Raw genomic sequence first — 17,762 nt, forward strand, 5'->3', positions numbered from 1 at the left:
GTTTTCCAAGATGCTCTACACTCCAGATCCCCCAGATACCTGCTGCAGGCGTACTGCCGCGGGTTCGGGTTTAACTACCCTGGTTGCTAGACTGTTTCGACGTGATTGTGACCAATGATTTCGAGGTGCGCGTGGGCGCACGCACGCTTCTCGACGCCCCCGGCCAGCACCTACGCGTGCAACCGGGCGACCGCATCGGCCTAGTCGGGCGTAACGGTGCGGGCAAGACCACGACGATGCGCATTCTGGCGGGGGAGACCGAGCCCTATGGCGGCTCGGTGACGCGCTCGGGGCCCATTGGTTACCTACCGCAGGATTCCCGAGAGGGCAATATCGAGCAGACGGCGCGTGAGCGTGTGCTCTCGGCCCGCGGCTTAGACGACATTAAGCGCCGCATGGCCAAGCAGCAAGAGCTCATGGAAACCGCCACGGACGATAAGTTCCGCGACAAGGCTATCCGCAAGTTCTCTCGCTTGGAAGAGGAGTATCACGCTCTCGGCGGCTACGAGGCGGACTCCGAATGCGCGCAGATTTGCGACAACTTGTGCCTTCCACAGCGCGTCCTTGATCAGCAGCTCAAGACGCTGTCCGGCGGTCAGCGCCGCCGTGTGGAGCTAGCGCAGATCCTTTTCGCGGCCTCAGCAGGGTCCGGCAAATCTCAGACCACATTGCTTCTCGACGAGCCCACCAACCACCTCGACGCAGACTCCATTACCTGGCTGCGTGGCTTCTTGTCCAAGCACGAGGGCGGCCTCGTCATGATTTCGCACGACGTGGACCTGCTGGAGGCCGTGTGCAACAAGGTCTGGTTCCTCGACGCCGTGCGTGCCGAGGCCGATGTCTACAACATGGGCTTCAAGAAGTACCTCGACGCGCGTGCGACTGATGAGGCTCGCCGCCGTCGCGAGCGCGCTAACGCGGAAAAGAAGGCTGCAGCGTTGCACAAGCAAGCCGCCAAGCTGGGTGCGAAGGCGACGAAGGCCGCCGCCGCCAAGCAGATGCTGCACCGAGCTGAGCGCATGATGAACGAGTTGGATGACGTCCGCGTTGCCGATAAGGTTGCCCACATCAAATTCCCGGAACCCGCTCCCTGCGGCAAGACTCCGATGAACGCCAAGGGCCTGACCAAGATGTATGGTTCGCTTGAGGTCTTCGCTGGCGTCGACTTGGCCATCGACAAGGGCTCCCGCGTGGTTGTGCTGGGCTATAACGGCGCAGGTAAGACGACGCTGCTGAAACTGTTGGCGGGTGTTGAGCGTACCGACGGCGAAGGCGGTATCGTCACCGGTCACGGCCTGCGCATCGGATACTTTGCCCAGGAACACGACAACATCGATCCAGATAAGACCGTGTGGGAAAACACCATCGAAGCTTGCCCGGATGCTGGGCAGCAGGATCTGCGCGGTCTGCTCGGCGCCTTCATGTTCTCCGGCGACAAGCTGGAGCAACCTGCTGGTACGCTCTCCGGTGGTGAGAAGACCCGACTATCCCTGGCAACGCTTGTATCCTCGCGTGCAAACGTACTGCTTCTCGACGAGCCCACAAACAACCTCGATCCCCAGTCCCGCGAACAGGTACTTGACGCCCTAGGCACCTACACCGGCGCCGTGGTCTTGGTTACCCACGACCCGGGAGCGGTCAAGGCCCTCAACCCGGAGCGCGTCATCATCATGCCGGACGGCGATGAGGACTTGTGGAACGACGAGTACATGGAAATCGTGGAGCTAGCCTAAAGACTAATTCTCAAATATGGCTCTATCCTTGTTCTACATCCTGGGCTAGACTCGAGCTCACAATCACACACACCGCTCAAGACTCTTCTCTTGGGTCCTTCCGCTTCCCACGCACAGGGTCTAGAAGTGGTCAGACCCCGACGCGCTGCCGCAGGAGAGGAAGAAGTCATGAGCACCGCCGATAGCCTCGGTTCTGTCATCGAACCGCTACTCACCGGTTTAGTGAGCAAACGGCCTGAAGTCCGCGTGGACTGGGCCTACACCGAATTGAAAGAGGGAATTGAGTCAGGTCAGTGGGATGACCATCTCGATCAGATTCGTGACCGCCTTAACGGTTACCTGCGTACAGACAAGGTGTGGACTAAGGTGTTGTCCGCCAGGTTGCTGAAAGTGCTCGCGGCGGCGGGCCACTTCCACTACGAGGACTACCTCGCCTTCCGCGCGTGGTACGTCACAGAGGATGACACACGTGGCATTGTCAAGGACATCGGTCCTATCATGGCCGTCGGTTACGGCGCCGACTACGTAGAAACGTGTGTGCGCATGGGAATGATCCCGGCCGTCGAAGGCGCAGCAATTATTTCGTGCCGACTTCGCGCCCCCGGAGGAGTGTGGCATGACGATGAGAGTGTGCGCTTAGCGCGCGCCGCCTGCACCACGATAGCCAAGAGCACCTCACCCCATATCCTCGAAATTTGGACCGAACGGCTGAGTACCACCGTGCTCACCGAAGGTATTCGCAATAACAACCGTGCCGTAGTCGAAAACTTCGCCCGCTTTCTCAAGGCCACAGCCACCATGGTCCGCAGTGAACCGGAGAAGTGGGGAATTGATGCTGAACGTGCGAAGTTAGCGCTTCCCATGATTGCGGAGCTTGAGGAGCAACTACGCAACGCCAGCAATTAGCAAGAAAGAGTACCATAGAAGCGCACCTTCGTTACCTCCTTTGGGTGAGCGCGCTGCCATGGGTAGCGGTCCGGTGATGCCTGGACGGGTTCACTGAGGTCAAGGAGGGTATCGGTTCCAGCTGGGCCACCTACAGTGAGTTCACCTTTGCTTATAACAACTGCTGATTCGAAAGTACGGTCTGCCCGCTTGCTGCGGACAAGAGCCATCGGCACCTGGACGAAGATAGTTTTTCCGCGCCGCAAAACCGTGCGTTCTTCGGTGACATAGCTCGGTCGAATACGTTCGGCAGCAATCAAGCCCCAGACAAAAATAATGGCCCACACCGACAGCAGCAAGGCTAAGATTCGTAGGGCGCCTGCAGGCAATACGAAATGAACTGCCACCATTTCAATCACCAACACTGCAGTGACGAAGCCGAGCATTTGTAGCCTGCCCGGAGGGTGGGGAAGCGCCACCGCTCCGGCGGGGACCAACGTCTGGCCCCGAAGCCAGCGCCACAGATCGTGGTAGAAGCCTATTTCATATTTGGCTAGGCGAAATCCAGGATGTTTCCCCACAAGTCGCCAGATACTAGCCACCTGAGCCACCCACCAAAGCTTTGAGCGCTACACCTTGCGCACCAGTAGCCGGAGCATCAGCTACTGCTAGCGGAGCTTTACCAGGTTGCAAGGTGGGATAGATTCCTCGCATCAACCCGTGTTCCCCCAGGTAGCGCAGCTTCTCGACGACACGCGTGACCCCACAATCATGCGGAGACAGTGAGCCAAGCTCTAGCCACAACATCTCGGATTCGGGGAGCGCTGCAAGGCAAGTGTTGTCCCGAAGATTCTCTCGTAGTTGTTCCCATGTCGCTGGTGTGGCGACACTGGTCAACGCCATGAGATCCCAGGAATCCAGTTCGAGTTGAAGTATTGCCGGATCCTCGATGAGCTGGCTGAGGGAGTCACGGATATCCTCTGGTGTCCCTTTTGGGGCTTGAGAAAGGGCACGCAAACGTTCTCGCTGCTGTTGCAGCCGAGCAATGCGCTCATCCAGCATGTTAAACGAGCGCTCGACCGCATCAGGAGATGAGACATCAGCGATGGGGACGCCGGCGTCGATAAGCGCACGCGCTCGCAGCACCGAAGCCAGGTCAGAGACAGAATAGTCGCGATAGTTTCCGCTGGTGCGTGCGGGTTCAGGAACCGCGCCCGTTTCGTGCAAATGGCGCACGGAGCGCACTGAGCAACCAGCGACCGCGGCAACGTCCGATATCTTCATAGGACAAAGCTAAACCCTCACACTGTGTGAGGGTCAAGCGCTTGGTGAAAACTAATCCGAGGTGGTGAGGCTTTAATTTCGGAATCCGTGCACCGGAGCCGGAATGAAGCCACCGCGGTTAATGAAGGTGGAGTTGCCCACCTCATTAACCGGGATGACCGGGGCGTAGCCCAGTAGACCGCCGAAGTTGACCTCGTCGCCGGCCTGCGTGCCAGGGGCGGGGATAACACGCACAGCGGTTGTCTTATGGTTCATCACGCCGATGGCGGCTTCGTCCGCGATCATGCCGGCGATGGTCTCCGCAGAGGTATCGCCCGGGATAGCGATCATGTCGAGGCCCACCGAACAAATAGAAGTCATGGCTTCCAGCTTGTCGATGGAGATAGCGCCAGAGCGCACTGCATCGATCATGCCCTTGTCCTCAGAGACCGGAATGAAGGAACCAGACAATCCGCCCACGCGGGAACAAGCCATCATGCCGCCCTTCTTGACGGCGTCGTTAAGCAGCGCCAATGCTGCCGTGGTGCCGTGCGTGCCCACCTGATCCAGGCCCATGTGCTCCAGGATGTGTGCGACGGAGTCACCCAGCTCCGCGGTGGGAGCGAGGGAGAGGTCGATGATGCCGAAGGGAACACCGAGGCGCTCAGAAGCCATTTCACCCACGAGCTGGCCAGCGCGGGTGACCTTGAAGGCGGCTTTCTTGACCTCCTCGGCAACCTCGTTGAGCGTGGCGCCCTCGAGGGAACCGAGTGCGCGGTCGACTACGCCAGGACCGGAAACACCAACGGACACAACGCAGTCGGGCTCCTCGATGCCGTGGAAAGCGCCGGCCATGAAGGGGTTATCGCCGACGGAGTTGGAGAAGATCACGAGCTTGGCGCAGCCGATGGCGCTACGGTCCTTGGTAAGCTCGGCTGCTTCCTTGATGATGCGCCCCATCTGTGCGGCCGCATTCATGTTGATGCCGGCGCGGGAGGAGGCGATGTTGACCGAGGAACAGACAAGGTTTGTCTCTGCCAGGGCTTCCGGGATGGAACGGATGAGCGCCTTTTCGGCGGTGGTAGCGCCCTTTTCAACGAGCGCAGAGTAGCCACCAACGAAGTCGACGCCAGTGGCGGCTGCCGCACGGTCCAGCGCGCGGGCGACGTCGACGGGGTTGCCGTCGACACCGGCCACGATGAGCGCGATAGGGGTCACGGAGATGCGCTTGTTGACGATCGGGATGCCGAGCTCGGCCTCGATCCCTTCGCACACCTCGACCAGTTGCGCGGCGCGGGAGGTCACGTGGTCGTAGACGGCTTCAGCCGTGGCTTCCATGGTGGGTCGCGTGCAGCCGAGCAGGGAAATACCCATGGTGACGGTGCGAATATCGAGGCGGTATTTCTCGATCATTTCGATGGTGTCGAGAATACTGGCAGCATTGAAGCGATTAAGCATGACTAGTTATCGTCCCTAGATCTCGTTCATGGCAGTGAACAGCGCTTCCGACTGCACACGAATGGACTGTTTGGTGGACTCGCCCACGGCGTTCATACGGTCCTGGATCTCGCGGATGCTCACCTCATTCTCGTCGAATTCAACCCTCAGGATCATGGTGAAAAAGCCCGACATAAGAGTCTGCGAAACATCCACGATGTTGACGTTGAGCTCAGCGAGGGCAGTAGACACGGACGCGATGATGCCGGTGCGATCGGCACCGGTGACAGTCATGATGGCAATCATGATCTCATTGTATCCCGCGCGTTTTTAACACTGCCCAGGGGTCATGCAGTGTGCCAGGAAGGCGCGTACGGTGGCGCACATGACTGATACGACAACTAACGCGCGTAAGAAAGTTCTCTACATTGGCGGCCACGGGAAGGTGGGATTGCTGGCGGCGCCGAAACTTGTCGACGCCAACTTAGACGTCCACTCGCTTATCCGTAACCCCAACCAGGTTCCAGATATCGAGGCGAGTGGAGCCACACCGGTTCTGCACGATCTCACTGAGATTTCCGAGGAACAGTGGGCTGAACTCCTCGGTGATTATGACGTCGTCGTATGGGGCGCTGGCAACGGTGGCCGCGCAGGCGCTGACGTAACCTGGGCCGTGGACCGCGATGCTGCGCTCGCATCGATTGCGGGTCTGGAGAAGCTTGCTGCCGCCGGCAAGAACACTCCGGCCTACATCATGATTTCCTACATGGGTGCCACGACGAATACCACCGATCCTGCGGACGAGAAGTGGTATGCCTACGTGGAGTCCAAGAAGGCCGTGGACAATAAGCTCAACTCCACTGACCTGAATTATCTTATCCTAGGCCCAGCTGCTCTCACTGAGGAGCCAGCGCAGGGCATTACCGCTGTCACGGATAATTCGCAGCGCACTGCTGATATGAAGACATCGCGAGAATTGGTAGCCGAGGTTGTCGCCGAGGTAGCCTCTCGTGAGACTCTTCCGTCTTCTCCGCTGGAGTTCATCGACGGCGACGGCAGCGTCCAGGATATTTAGCGCACCCAGTTCTGCTCTGCGAAGGAAAGAACTGCGTCTACCTGCTGCTTGGTGAGCCCGAGTCCAAACTGGGGCTTCGGGTTGGGTACGTCCACACGGTATCCAGCCACGTCCCAGCCATTATTGTGGGCGAAGTCTACGGTAGCTGTCTGTGGGCTGTCGGCTACCGCGAAGTTTTTCGCCTTTAGCCACGCTGGGTCCCTATAAATGAACTCGTACGTAGGAACCCTATGCATGGTTCCATCTGGCTGCAGCATCAAAAGCGGTGCGGTGTAGTAGTGCGTCACTGTGTCGCCGTCGTCCACCTGACGCACGTGGGCTAGCTCGCCAATGAGGACTGGGCGGTATTCGATCCACCCGTTTATCCACGCGTTATCTGTGCTTTCTGCGATGCGGTTCAACGACTTCTTGCCACGGATAGAAGCGGCAACAATAAATGCTGTCAGTGCGATAAAGACCAGAAGGCATATAAGGACGATGGGGCCTGTTGCCTTGGTCTCTGCCCATATCGCGTAAGCGGCAACAGCTATCGCGAGGCCGATGATGCCCACTGTTATGGCAAGAATTCCGGTGATGAGGCCAGTGGAATTCTTTTCCAGCAGGGCGCGTCCCGGGCTGGGGCCGGCGCCATCGATGATTTCGCGGACACCACTGCGATCCATATGTGGATTTGGCTGGGATACATCGGCTGTAGATTGTTGAGCTGCGAGAGTTCTCGGCACATGCGGCGAAAGCTTCAACTTGGTGCGCGGCAGAGTGATGGGTGACTGTGTCATAGTTCGCACACTAACTGAGAAACCGGCTCATGCAATGCTGGATGGGGAGCGTCGCCGAGGAGACTCGGAGGATTAGCTCCGATTGCTAGGCATGTAGGGCAGCATTGAGGCCTGCCCGCACCTGATCTTTGGTGAGTCGGTGCGCGAAACCAGCTTCATTCAGCGGCTTGGTAGCGATGTGGCCTGCCAGGTACCAACCGTTCACTCGTTCAAACTTCGCGTCGTTTTCATCGTCGACCACCGCGATGCCCATCTGAGAAAATTCCATTGGCGTGTGATTGTCAGAAAAGACCTCAGTGGTGATGTCAAAGCTCGAGCCATCTCGGGAGAACAGTCGCGCTTTAGCCTGGTAGCAATACTCCGTCGGAGCATACTCATGTTTGACGGTGCCAGTGTTCCAGATTTCTCCAATTAGCGCTGGGTAGTACTCGATCCACCCGTTCTCCGCGGCCAAGCGAACCCGTTGCGCACCCCACGTGTTGCGTCGCACTGTCTGCCCGAGGTCGACCATTCCCGCAATGAACACGGCGACAAAGAACAATTTGGTAGCCCAGGAAATCACCGGGTGGCTGATGAAATCATTCTCCATGAACAGGGCAATCGCCGACGCTCCGAGCACCAGCGAAAGGATGGTACGCCCCAGCAATGACTTCTTATTGAGAGCTGAGTTCCCTGGGAAGGGCCCGGTTGCGTATACAGCTCGCGCCACCACGGGTGTTGCGGGTGCCGGATTAGGCGAGGACACAGACCGCTTGCTTTTCGGAATAATTCGGTCAGAATAAAAAAAGGCTCTGGAAGTCGAACGGTGCGAGTACATCCTGGGGCATACTACCTACTTCACCCATGAGTTTTCGGCGAAAGTCAAGACAGCCTCCACTTGCTCCTTGCTGAGGCCGTGTTGAAGCACGGGCGTGGGGTTGGGATCGTCAGCTCGGTATGCCACGACATGCCAACCGTTGTTGTGGTTGAAATCGACGGTGGCAACCAGTGGGCCATCCGCCACGGTGAATCCGCGCATCTTCAGCCAATTGGGATTCCCGCTCCTGAATTCAGCGCTATGCGCTTTCGGCATCGAGCCATCCGGCTGAAGAACGAGTAGTGGAGCTTTGTAGAAATGATCTGTTGAGTCGTCACTCCTCCTGCGGCGATGCAACACCAATTCCCCGATGAGTGCCGGCCGGTATTCAATCCATCCGTTTTTCCAAGCAGCGGCCATGCGCTTGGCTCTCTGCCTTTCACTGCGCACGAGGAAGATGGCAAGCCACAAAAATAAGACAGCTAACACCACGGTAATGGGAAGGCCGTATAGGAGACCGCTGTCAATCCCCTCCTGACTTCCACCCAACAAAAGGGTGACGAACCCGATACCGGATGCGAGAACAGCGGCGATTACGCCGAAGAAACCAAAGACGAAGCCAAAGAGCGTATCGTGGACGCTAGCGCGCCCTGGGGGCAAGCCGGTGGAATCAATGGCCTCCCTGATACCGCTGCGGTCGATCTCTTGCCTTGGCTGAGAATCATGGGTTTCGGATTCCTTGGGAGCGAGGGATTCCGGGAACCTACCTGAGATTTTTAGCTTCGTGCGCGGAAACCGGATGGGAGAGTGAGTCATACCTCACAGGTTAGCGGTAGTGAAACCCTGTGGGCTATGTACAACAGGCCTTGAGGGGAGCAATACCCGTCAATACTGCGTGCGAGACCTGGCACCTAGTGGGCTATGTAATCCATCGCTGTTCGGCAAAGCGGAGAATGGCATCGATTTGCTTGGTGGATAATCCACAGGGGATTTCTGCCTCTGAGACCTGGCTATCGGTACGGTACGCGGCGACGATCCACCCATTGTTGCGGGTGGAATCAACCGTTGCTGCGCGGGAAGCCTCTGACAAGGCAGCGCCCCGTGACTTTAGTGCGTTTGGATAGTTGGCACGGAACTCGCCGGACGTTGCGTTCGAGAAAGAGCCGTCTGGCTGAAGAATGAGCAGCGGCGCGGAGTAATAGTAATGGGTCCTCTCATTCTTTTCCGAGCCTTCGGTCTTGCTGCTCAAGTAAACAAGCTCACCGATAAGCGCGGGCCGGTATTCAATCCAGCCGTTTCGCCACGCTGTACGAAGACGCCGAGCACTGCCAATCGCTGTGAGGACGTTCCACACTCCGAGCCCCACAAAGAATAGGCCAAAGAGGCAGCCGAACACTGGGATCAAAGCAAATGGATCGAAACCAGAATGGGGGCTGTTCCGGGGCCCAAGACCACTAGTGAGGAAAGAAAACGTCACGCTACTAATGATCAGACCAACGAGAGCTATTGGGAACCAGACGGCGATGTCACCGAACTTAAGACGCCCGGGTTGAGGACCAGCATCCGCTATTACCTCACGTAAACCCGACGTATCGACGTGCGGGTTTGGTTGTGCATCGTGGGCGCGAGCTTGCACAGGGACAAGCCTTGTCTTGTCACCTAAGTAGATGTCGAACCTTGCACGAGGAAGGCACATGGGAATGTGGTCCATGCCTCACAGTGTAGCGAGGGCTAGCGGTCCATCAGGCTGCCATCAGGAGACACAATTCCTCAACTAGTGGGCACGCGTTCCACGGATTGTCTGCTCAACCAACAAAAGAACCTGCTCCAAGTTCGACGTGTCACCAAGTGCGAGGCGGTTAATGAACCCATCCATGAACGTTTCTAGATAGGTCACCAAGGTGTCGATGGAGACATCGTCGCGTAGCCGGCCCTTCTCAGCATTGGATTCCAAGCGGGCGCGCACGGCTTTGCCAAGGACTTCCTGCTCCTCGCGCCAGCGAGTGGCAAAGGAAGGATCGGTGCGCAGCATTGAAGTCACCTCAAGGCGGGTGGCGAGCCATTCGTGGCGTTCCGGGTGGCGGAGCATTTCGCTCATCACCTCGACCAGACCGTTGTTTGCCACGACCTCCGCCTCCCGGGCGGCATCCTCCCGAGCCAGCGCGAGGAAGAGCGATTCCTTATCACCGAAGTGGTGGAAGATGGCGCCTCGCGACTTTCCGGTGGCCTCTTCCAATCGGCGGACTGTCGCGCCTTCATAGCCATACTCAGCGAAACATTTTCTCGCCCCGACGAGGATGTCGTTACGGCGGCGGTTGAGCTCGGAATCGCTCATAATCGGCATGGCTGGACAATCTCCTTGGAAGGAAGCGCGGCACGAATCTGCCGCAACGATAGCGGGTACGGGAGGGGAACCGAGTAGTGAAATACATTCCAACGACTCGGTAAATGGAAAGCTTTGTGGATAAAGAAAGGCCAGCCAGCACTCAAATTGTTGCTAGCTGGCCTTCCGCTGAGCTATGCAGAGCCCACCTCGTGGGCTCTCACAGCGGTCTGAGCCTCTTTAGGCCTTGACCATCTGGCGCAGCACGTACTGCAGAATGCCGCCGTGGCGGTAGTAGTCGGCCTCACCAGGCGTATCGATGCGAACCTTGGCGTCGAACTCGACGGTCTCGCCGGACTCCTTGGTTGCGGTCACGTGAACCGACTTCGGAATTCCGCCCTCGTTGAGAGCTGCAATACCATCGATGTCGAAGGTCTCGGTACCGTCCAAGCCCAGGGACTCGTGAGACTCGCCCTCCGGGAACTGCAGCGGGATAACGCCCATACCGATGAGGTTCGAGCGGTGGATACGCTCGAAGGACTCGGTAATAACGGCCTTCACGCCCAGCAGATTGGTGCCCTTGGCAGCCCAGTCACGGGAAGAACCGGTGCCGTACTCCTTGCCGGCCAGGACGACCAGCGGGATGTCAGCGGCCTTGTAGTTCTCGCAAGCATCGAAGATGAAGGCCTGCGGTGCGCCCTCCTGGGTGAAGTCGCGGGTGTAGCCACCAGCAACGTCCACCAGCTGGTTCTGCAGGCGGATGTTGGCGAAGGTGCCGCGCATCATGACCTCGTGGTTACCACGACGGGAACCCAGGGAGTTGTAGTCCTGGCGCTCCACACCATTCTCATCCAGGTACTGAGCAGCAGGGGTGCCCGGCTTAATGGAGGAAGCAGGGGAGATGTGGTCAGTGGTGACGGAGTCACCGAGCTTAGCCAAGACGCGAGCACCCTTGATGTCCTCAACCGGCTCCGGCTCAGTCGGCATACCGTCGAAGTACGGAGCCTTGCGGATGTAGGTGGAATCCTCGTTCCACTCGAAGGTTTCACCCTCCGGTACATCCAGGTTGCGCCATGCGTCGTCACCCTTGAATACGTCGGCGTAGTCAGCCTCGTACAGCTCGCGGGAGATTGCCTGCTGGATGGTGTCCTCGATCTCCTGCGGGGATGGCCAGATGTCCTTGAGGAAGACATCGTTGCCTTCCTGGTCCTGACCCAGCGGCTGGGTTTCGAAGTCGAAGTCCATGGTGCCGGCAATAGCGTAAGCAATAACCATGATGGGGGAAGCCAAGTAGTTCATCTTGACGTCCGGGGAGATGCGGCCCTCAAAGTTACGGTTACCGGACAGCACTGCGGTAGCAGCCAGGTCCTGCTCGTTGATGGCGTTGGAGATTTCCTCAGGCAGCGGGCCGGAGTTACCAATACAGGTGGTGCAGCCGAATCCAGAGAGGTAGAAGCCGAGAGCCTCGAGGTCCTTCCACAGGTCTGCGCGCTGGAAGTAACCGTCAACAACCTGGGAACCCGGTGCACAAATGGTCTTAACCCACGGCTTGGACTTGAGGCCCTTCTCAGCCGCCTTGCGGGCGATGAGGCCAGCGCCCACCATGACGGACGGGTTGGAGGTGTTGGTGCAGGAAGTGATGGAAGCAATAGCGACCATGCCGTGGTCCAAGGTGTACTCGCCGCCATTCGGGGAGACGACCGTCACCGGGTTGGACTGACGGCCGGAACCACCCTTGGCTGCGGATTCGCCCTCACCTGCGCGGGACTTGTTCAGGCCACCGGTAACGTCAACGAAGGAGTTCTCGTCGCCGCCCTCAGCGGTCATGCGCTTTGCCTCAATGGTGGATTCGTCTGCGACGACGTCACCAGAAGCGTAGGTCGGCAGATCCTTACGGAACTGTTCCTTTGCCTCAGAAAGCAGGATGCGGTCCTGCGGGCGCTTCGGGCCAGCGATGGAAGGCTTAACGGTGGACAGGTCCAGCTCGAGGTACTCGGAGTACTTAGCCTCCGGAGCATCCTGCTCCAGCCACATGCCCTGAGCCTTGGCGTATGCCTCAACACGGTCGATCTGCTCCTGCGGGCGGCCAGTGAGCTCGAGGTACTTGATGGTCTCCTCGTCGATCGGGAAGATCGCAGCGGTGGAGCCGAATTCTGGGGACATGTTACCGATGGTGGCGCGGTTAGCCAGCGGCACGGACTTCACACCGTTGCCATAGAACTCGACAAACTTCTGAACCACGCCGTGCTCACGGAGCATCTCAGTAATAGTCAGAACAACGTCGGTAGCCGTCACGCCGGTCGGAATCTCACCGGTGAGCTTAAAGCCGACGACGCGCGGGATAAGCATGGAGACCGGCTGACCCAGCATGGCTGCCTCAGCCTCGATGCCGCCAACGCCCCAGCCCAAGATGCCAAGGCCGTTCTCCATAGTGGTGTGAGAGTCAGTACCGATACAGGTATCCGGGTAAGCAACGCCTTCGTTGTCGAAGACGACGCGAGACAGGTACTCGATGTTGACCTGGTGGACAATACCGGTTCCCGGAGGAACAACGCGGAAGTTGGAGAAGTTCTCGGCGCCCCAACGCAGGAACTGGTAACGCTCCTGGTTGCGCTCGTACTCGATCTCAACGTTCTTCTCCAGAGCCTCGGAGGAACCGAAGGCCTCAACAATAACGGAGTGGTCAATAACCATCTCGGCCGGGTTGAGCGGATTCACCTGATCCGGCTTGCCTCCGAGAGTAGCGATGGCCTCACGCATGGTAGCGAGGTCGACCACACAGGGAACGCCGGTGAAGTCCTGCATGAGGACACGAGCCGGGGTGAACTGGATCTCGGTGTCCGGCTCTGCGGACGGATCCCAGTTCGCCAAAGCGTTAATGTGATCCTTGGTTACGTTCTTGCCATCCTCGTAGCGCAGCTGGTTCTCAGCCAGCACCTTAAGGGAGTACGGCAGCTTCTCTAGGCCCTCAACCGCGTTGATGTCGAAGTAGTCATAGGACTTACCGTTGACATCAAGGGTCTTCTTGGCGCCGAAGGAGTTCAGGCTTTCAGTCACAGGGAGCTCCATTCCTTGCTTTTCGCTTGTGGGTTGTCGAACACTTATCTAAGGTCCATCGAGCTCATCGAGGCCGTGCCGACGTCCGGGGACTGTGGCACATCGACGTTCTCAGAACGCGAAGGTTCCTTGTCCATTGTAGAGGCTGGAACCCACGGTTGGTGCCACTATAACAGTACGCGCGTTCTGTTTCATCCATTTCGGGGGTACCGGCGCGTCACCCACCCTCATCCTGTACTTGCGGGCTTAGGCTCGAGGCTGCACAACAGTAAGGAGTACTCCATGATCCCGGCTGGCGTAGATGTAGATGACATCGCCGAGCAACTCTCGGACGATGGGGTCGCCTTCTCCAACCCCGAGCTCGCGCTTGACGACGCCCTCCAGGAACCCATCGCCGCCTCCCTTCATCCCGATCATGGGGTAGCGGTTGTCGACGTATTCCCGGAGAAGATTCCAGATCTCCGCGACCTTGCAACCACTCTTCAAGAAAAGACCGGCCTAGACACTGTCATCCTTCAAGCACCTATGAAGGTGTCGGTTGTGAGCGATTCCTATGACCGTGCCGCTATTGAAGCGGGCGAGGATTCCCTGCCGACAGGCCTCGATCAGGTCACACTGGTGAACGACTTCTATGCCACGGCAGATGATTTCTCAGTCCCGTGGGTTTGCATCGTTGGAATATTTTTCTGCCTCGCAGCGTTGGCTGCCTTCACCGCATTCCGCCACGCGGCTCGACAAGCTCCCGCAACGAAACCGGCCACTGATGTCGTTGAGGCTCCGGTGGGCTAGCCGGGCCACTAGGCCTACTCAATCCGCGGCGTCCACCGTCACTTCTCCGGCCAACCAAAGAGGGGGTAATTGCCCCCTCTGAGACTCGTGGAAATCTGCCTCCTGAAGCGAGCGGCAGCACGCGCCCGCAGATGCCCACCGAGCCTCCGATTCGGGCACCCTAGGTTTGGCCTGAGGGCCCTCTGTACGGAAGCCTCTGGCACGCTCAGATGACGGCGTCACGGTCGTTTAAAGGGGGTCTGTGGCAGGTAGTAAAGAGGTCTCAATAGCCCATAAACGAACTACCTGGTGGCTCGATTGAAAAAAATGGGAGAAGGGTAGGGAAGTGGTGGAAGTCAACCACTAAGACTTTACTTTGGCCCTGGGGGAGTGGTTGGGGCTTGGAGAAGTGATTCTGCGCTCAGTCTCATTGACGGCGTCTAAGTGGCCCGAGATAAGGCGCGTCGTGGCGCCGGATCTGTGCCACCTGAAAGGGTCTGAGTTGTCGCCGCGAAAGCTTTGATCTGAGGGGCTCAGGTAAAGCCCTGGGGAGGAATTCAGTTGCCCAGATGTGACCTTGAAGCGTTGAACGTCGACCTGGTTGTGAAGGCCTCAACCATCGCCACATGGCGACGAAATCGCACGGAACAAGTGCCGTCGATTTTGAGGGAAGTTGGGTGCGGCCAGAAAACGGGGACAAGCCCTGAACCTTGTCTTGTGGTTGCCGCGTTGAACGCTTCTGAGTGCCTGTCGAAATGTGTGGCTAGACGTCGGCTAACCCACTTTGGCCCGCGGCGCGTCGCCGAGGAGAGGGCGCGTTACGCATTAGTGATAAACATCACAGTCACACGTTGGTAACGAAATCGTTGCAGGTTAGGTACTCCTGTAAGGCTCTGTGGCTGGACTTAACCCGTGTGAAAAATGGGGAAAGTGTGCGACATGGCGTGTCGGTGACGTATGGTTCACGTATCGACTCACGGGTTGACTCTTGCTCCATGTGTTCATGGGCCAAGCCTTGACTCTCAACAAAGACGACGCACGGGTATGTGGGGAAGCACGCCACGAGCGATTACGGAAGTTGAGGATCACCGCCTGGCGGATGAGCGCCGCGTTTCTTAGCGCGTAGCAGAATGAGTGGCATTGTGCAGTCGGTACCAGTGTTCGACTTTTTCATCACAAAGACACCTACCTACCGAGTGGGAGAGGCTCTTTTACGCTTCGTTTGCACTCTTTGCATAGAGTGCTGCGCATTCTCGTCCTGTCGGTTCCCGGTTAGGTGCCAGCCATGTTGCTATCCGTTGACCCTTAGATGGTGCGGACGGCAATGTATGAGCGTGGCGCCTAGCGAGGAGGAACCTCACAGCGCGATGTTCTCCGCGTTGCGTGTGCCCCCTTCGCGATCGGGACCCCTAGGGAGCAAGCAGAACTTTGCCCCGCGAGTGCGGTCCTAGATGTGCGCCGGATGTACACCCGCGATAGGCCAGACACCTCCACGCTAGTGACAGGACCTCTCACGAGTTCACCTCTCTAGGATGAGCCCCCACTCCTTCTTTAAGCATGCTCCTCAAGCACTAGCTCCCTTGGGGCTAGACCACGCATGCAACAGAGAAGGCCCCCCGTATTCGCAACTTGAGCAATTCCTCCCTCAATCGTCGTGTCGACTAGGGAGGGGAAAGGCACCCATTACGCCTTCCCGCTTAGCTTGCCGGTCCCGGGACTCGGTAGGTGTTGAGGAGACTATTCTCGTGGCCACCACTTCACCATTCGGCTTCCGTCGTCTTAAAGCAGTGTGCGCTGCTATTGCGACGACCGCCGCCTTGTCTACAGTTTCATCTCTAACGCCAGCAGTAGCGGCGGAACCAGAACAGCTCGACGTTAAGGAGCTGCTTTCCTCAGACAATCCCTCCATTGCGGACCTCGCCGGGGCCATTGCCCAGATTGAGGAGCGCATCGCCGAAGCCGAAGCCACCATCGGTTCGCAGCGCGAAGCAGTGAACCGGGCGCTCGTTAACCTCAATGATGCTCGAACGAAGGCCGAGCAAGCGCGTCGTGGCACCACCACGGCACGTCAGCAGCTCGACACTGCTGAAGATGAGGTGGCGCAGGCTCAGGCGAAGCTCGATGACATCTCGCGCTCTGCTTACCGCCGTGCCAACACCTCCGACGCCGTATCTCAGGCAGCGGGCAAAGACGCACGCTCCGACATGCTCGAGCGTCAGTCTTTCCTTCGCTCCCAGTCCGATAAGCAACAGGACGTTCTTACCCAGCTGGAGCAGGAGCGTACTCAAAAGGCCAACAAGGAATCTCAGCTGCGCAAGACTCAAGAACTTGCCGAGCAGCGTGAGAACCAGGCGTCCGAAGCAGAGGCGTCTGCACGTCAGTTGCTCGCTGAATCGGAGTCAACTATTGAGGATTCCGCTGCGGAACGTACCGACCTTCTATCACAGCTGTCCGAGCTTCATAAGGCCCTAAATAAAGCTAAGGGGGTTGACGATACTGAAAAGTCAAGTGTTGAGGCTGGAAACAATGTCCAGGATAACAACTTGACCGAAGAGGCTTCGCGCATCCCTGATAGTACGGAGCCTGAAGAAAAGGAACCGCTGGAGACGGAAGAGCCGGCCGCGACACCGGGCGCAGTAACCTCTGAGCCAGCGGCCGTCGAGGGCCCCTCAGCGAAGGAAGCGCGTGATCGCTCGCTGCAGGCTCAACACACTTCTCCGTCGATTTCTCCAGAAGAGATGAAGGAACTCTCTAGCGCTGCCGATACGCTCTCTTCCGATCCTAATGTGAAGGAGCTTTCCTCTAAGAGTGCGGATCGCCGCGCCAACCGCGGTGGCAGCTCTCTCGATTCTCGCTCTATCGATCCGGAAACCGTTGCCTTGGGCATTGGTGTTGTTGGCACTGTGGCATCGATGGTGGCAGCCTCTCAACCCAGCCACAGTAATAGTCTGACTGCAGAAGAGATTGACGCCTTGGCACAGGGCTCCTCAAAGCTGTTCGCTCTCCAGGGCGAGGACTCCGGGACGTCGACAAGCACTGCATCCGAAGACTCTTCCGAGACGTCAACGTCGAGGCCGACAACTACGTCTGTTGGTCTCGACGATGAGGACGAGGAAGCCGATGAGGATTCCCTCACCTCAGACCTCTCAGGCGTGTTGGAAGCCCTCGAAACGACCGACAGTGTAACCGATAAGGCAGCATCGAAGCTGGGCGATGCTTCTCGTGAAGCTCAGATCGAGACCGTCATTGAACGCGCCACCTCTCAGGTCGGCGTCCCATATGCGTGGGGTGGCGGTGACGCTAACGGCCCGACTCAGGGTATCCGCGATGGGGGCGTTGCTGACTCTCACGGCGATTACAACAAGGTTGGTTTCGACTGCTCGGGTCTCGTCCTCTACGCCTTTGCTGGCGTGGGCATCTCTCTGCCGCACTACACGGGGTATCAGTATCAGAAGGGCGAGAAGATTTCCACCAGCGAGATTGAACGCGGTGACCTGATCTTCTATGGTCCAAGCGGCAACCAGCATGTCGCTATCTACCTGGGTGATGGCACCATGGTCGAAGCCCCTCAGTCGGGCCAGAATGTCAGCATCACACCGGTCCGTCAGGCCGGGATGGCTCCGTATGCCGTGCGCCTGATCTAGTTAGG

The 17,762-nt window shown here is 58.2% G+C and carries 15 protein-coding genes; 5 read left to right on the forward strand and 10 right to left on the reverse strand.

Annotated elements, in window-relative coordinates:
• Window positions 1-101 precede the first annotated feature (101 nt).
• Both NX84_RS07080 and NX84_RS07085 read left to right on the forward strand, forming a co-directional pair.
• Entirely contained in the window at window positions 102-1,733 is a 1,632-nt protein-coding gene (locus tag NX84_RS07080; protein WP_039675286.1) for an ABC-F family ATP-binding cassette domain-containing protein, read from the forward strand.
• A 168-nt stretch (window positions 1,734-1,901) separates the two neighbouring features.
• A complete protein-coding gene (locus NX84_RS07085) occupies window positions 1,902-2,639 on the forward strand; it encodes a hypothetical protein (protein ID WP_039675288.1) in 738 nt (245 codons plus the stop codon).
• Here NX84_RS07085 and NX84_RS07090 read toward each other — a convergent pair.
• The 4 genes from NX84_RS07090 to NX84_RS07105 all read right to left on the reverse strand — a co-directional run bounded on the left by NX84_RS07090 (window position 2,636) and on the right by NX84_RS07105 (window position 5,624).
• Window positions 2,636-3,064 (reverse strand): hypothetical protein, encoded by a 429-nt coding sequence (locus tag NX84_RS07090; RefSeq protein WP_231913679.1) that lies wholly within the window; start codon window positions 3,062-3,064, stop codon window positions 2,636-2,638. The genes NX84_RS07085 and NX84_RS07090 overlap by 4 nt on opposite strands.
• Before the next feature lie 148 nt (window positions 3,065-3,212).
• The gene (locus tag NX84_RS07095; protein ID WP_039675290.1) at window positions 3,213-3,902 is read right to left on the reverse strand and encodes a MerR family transcriptional regulator; all 690 of its coding nucleotides are present in this window, start codon (window positions 3,900-3,902) and stop codon (window positions 3,213-3,215) included.
• 72 nt (window positions 3,903-3,974) lie between these two features.
• Window positions 3,975-5,339 (reverse strand): PFL family protein, encoded by a 1,365-nt coding sequence (locus NX84_RS07100; protein WP_039675292.1) that lies wholly within the window; start codon window positions 5,337-5,339, stop codon window positions 3,975-3,977.
• A 15-nt stretch (window positions 5,340-5,354) separates the two neighbouring features.
• Complete coding sequence (locus tag NX84_RS07105) at window positions 5,355-5,624, reverse strand: ACT domain-containing protein (RefSeq protein WP_039675295.1); 270 nt, start codon at window positions 5,622-5,624, stop codon at window positions 5,355-5,357.
• 79 nt (window positions 5,625-5,703) lie between these two features.
• Here NX84_RS07105 and NX84_RS07110 point away from each other — a divergent pair, with 79 nt between their 5' ends.
• Window positions 5,704-6,393 (forward strand): NAD(P)H-binding protein, encoded by a 690-nt coding sequence (locus tag NX84_RS07110; protein ID WP_039675297.1) that lies wholly within the window; start codon window positions 5,704-5,706, stop codon window positions 6,391-6,393.
• Here NX84_RS07110 and NX84_RS07115 read toward each other — a convergent pair.
• The 6 genes from NX84_RS07115 to can all read right to left on the reverse strand — a co-directional run bounded on the left by NX84_RS07115 (window position 6,390) and on the right by can (window position 13,345).
• Window positions 6,390-7,055, reverse strand: coding sequence for a tetraspanin family protein (locus NX84_RS07115; RefSeq protein WP_052319700.1), 666 nt, complete (start codon window positions 7,053-7,055; stop codon window positions 6,390-6,392). The genes NX84_RS07110 and NX84_RS07115 overlap by 4 nt on opposite strands.
• A gap of 199 nt (window positions 7,056-7,254) precedes the next feature.
• Window positions 7,255-7,815: a hypothetical protein gene (locus NX84_RS07120; protein ID WP_052319701.1), complete on the reverse strand. Its 561-nt coding sequence runs from the start codon at window positions 7,813-7,815 to the stop codon at window positions 7,255-7,257.
• Between the two features lie 186 nt (window positions 7,816-8,001).
• The gene (locus tag NX84_RS07125) at window positions 8,002-8,781 is read right to left on the reverse strand and encodes a hypothetical protein (protein ID WP_039675301.1); all 780 of its coding nucleotides are present in this window, start codon (window positions 8,779-8,781) and stop codon (window positions 8,002-8,004) included.
• A 103-nt stretch (window positions 8,782-8,884) separates the two neighbouring features.
• Window positions 8,885-9,331 (reverse strand): hypothetical protein, encoded by a 447-nt coding sequence (locus NX84_RS13165; RefSeq protein ID WP_231913678.1) that lies wholly within the window; start codon window positions 9,329-9,331, stop codon window positions 8,885-8,887.
• Between the two features lie 408 nt (window positions 9,332-9,739).
• Window positions 9,740-10,309 carry a TetR/AcrR family transcriptional regulator gene (locus NX84_RS07135; protein WP_039675305.1) on the reverse strand — a complete coding sequence of 190 codons (570 nt, stop codon included), beginning with the start codon at window positions 10,307-10,309 and terminating at the stop codon, window positions 9,740-9,742.
• 219 nt (window positions 10,310-10,528) lie between these two features.
• Window positions 10,529-13,345 carry an aconitate hydratase gene (gene can / locus NX84_RS07140; protein WP_211251546.1) on the reverse strand — a complete coding sequence of 939 codons (2,817 nt, stop codon included), beginning with the start codon at window positions 13,343-13,345 and terminating at the stop codon, window positions 10,529-10,531.
• A gap of 282 nt (window positions 13,346-13,627) precedes the next feature.
• Between can and NX84_RS07145 the strand changes: the two genes are divergently transcribed.
• Both NX84_RS07145 and NX84_RS07150 read left to right on the forward strand, forming a co-directional pair.
• The gene (locus NX84_RS07145) at window positions 13,628-14,134 is read left to right on the forward strand and encodes an Rv1476 family membrane protein (RefSeq protein ID WP_039675309.1); all 507 of its coding nucleotides are present in this window, start codon (window positions 13,628-13,630) and stop codon (window positions 14,132-14,134) included.
• A 1,724-nt stretch (window positions 14,135-15,858) separates the two neighbouring features.
• The gene (locus NX84_RS07150) at window positions 15,859-17,757 is read left to right on the forward strand and encodes a DIP1281 family NlpC/P60 protein (protein WP_039675312.1); all 1,899 of its coding nucleotides are present in this window, start codon (window positions 15,859-15,861) and stop codon (window positions 17,755-17,757) included.
• Window positions 17,758-17,762: the final 5 nt, after the last annotated feature.

Origin of the sequence: Corynebacterium minutissimum (genome assembly GCF_000805675.1) — a bacterium.
Lineage (GTDB): Bacteria > Actinomycetota > Actinomycetes > Mycobacteriales > Mycobacteriaceae > Corynebacterium > Corynebacterium minutissimum.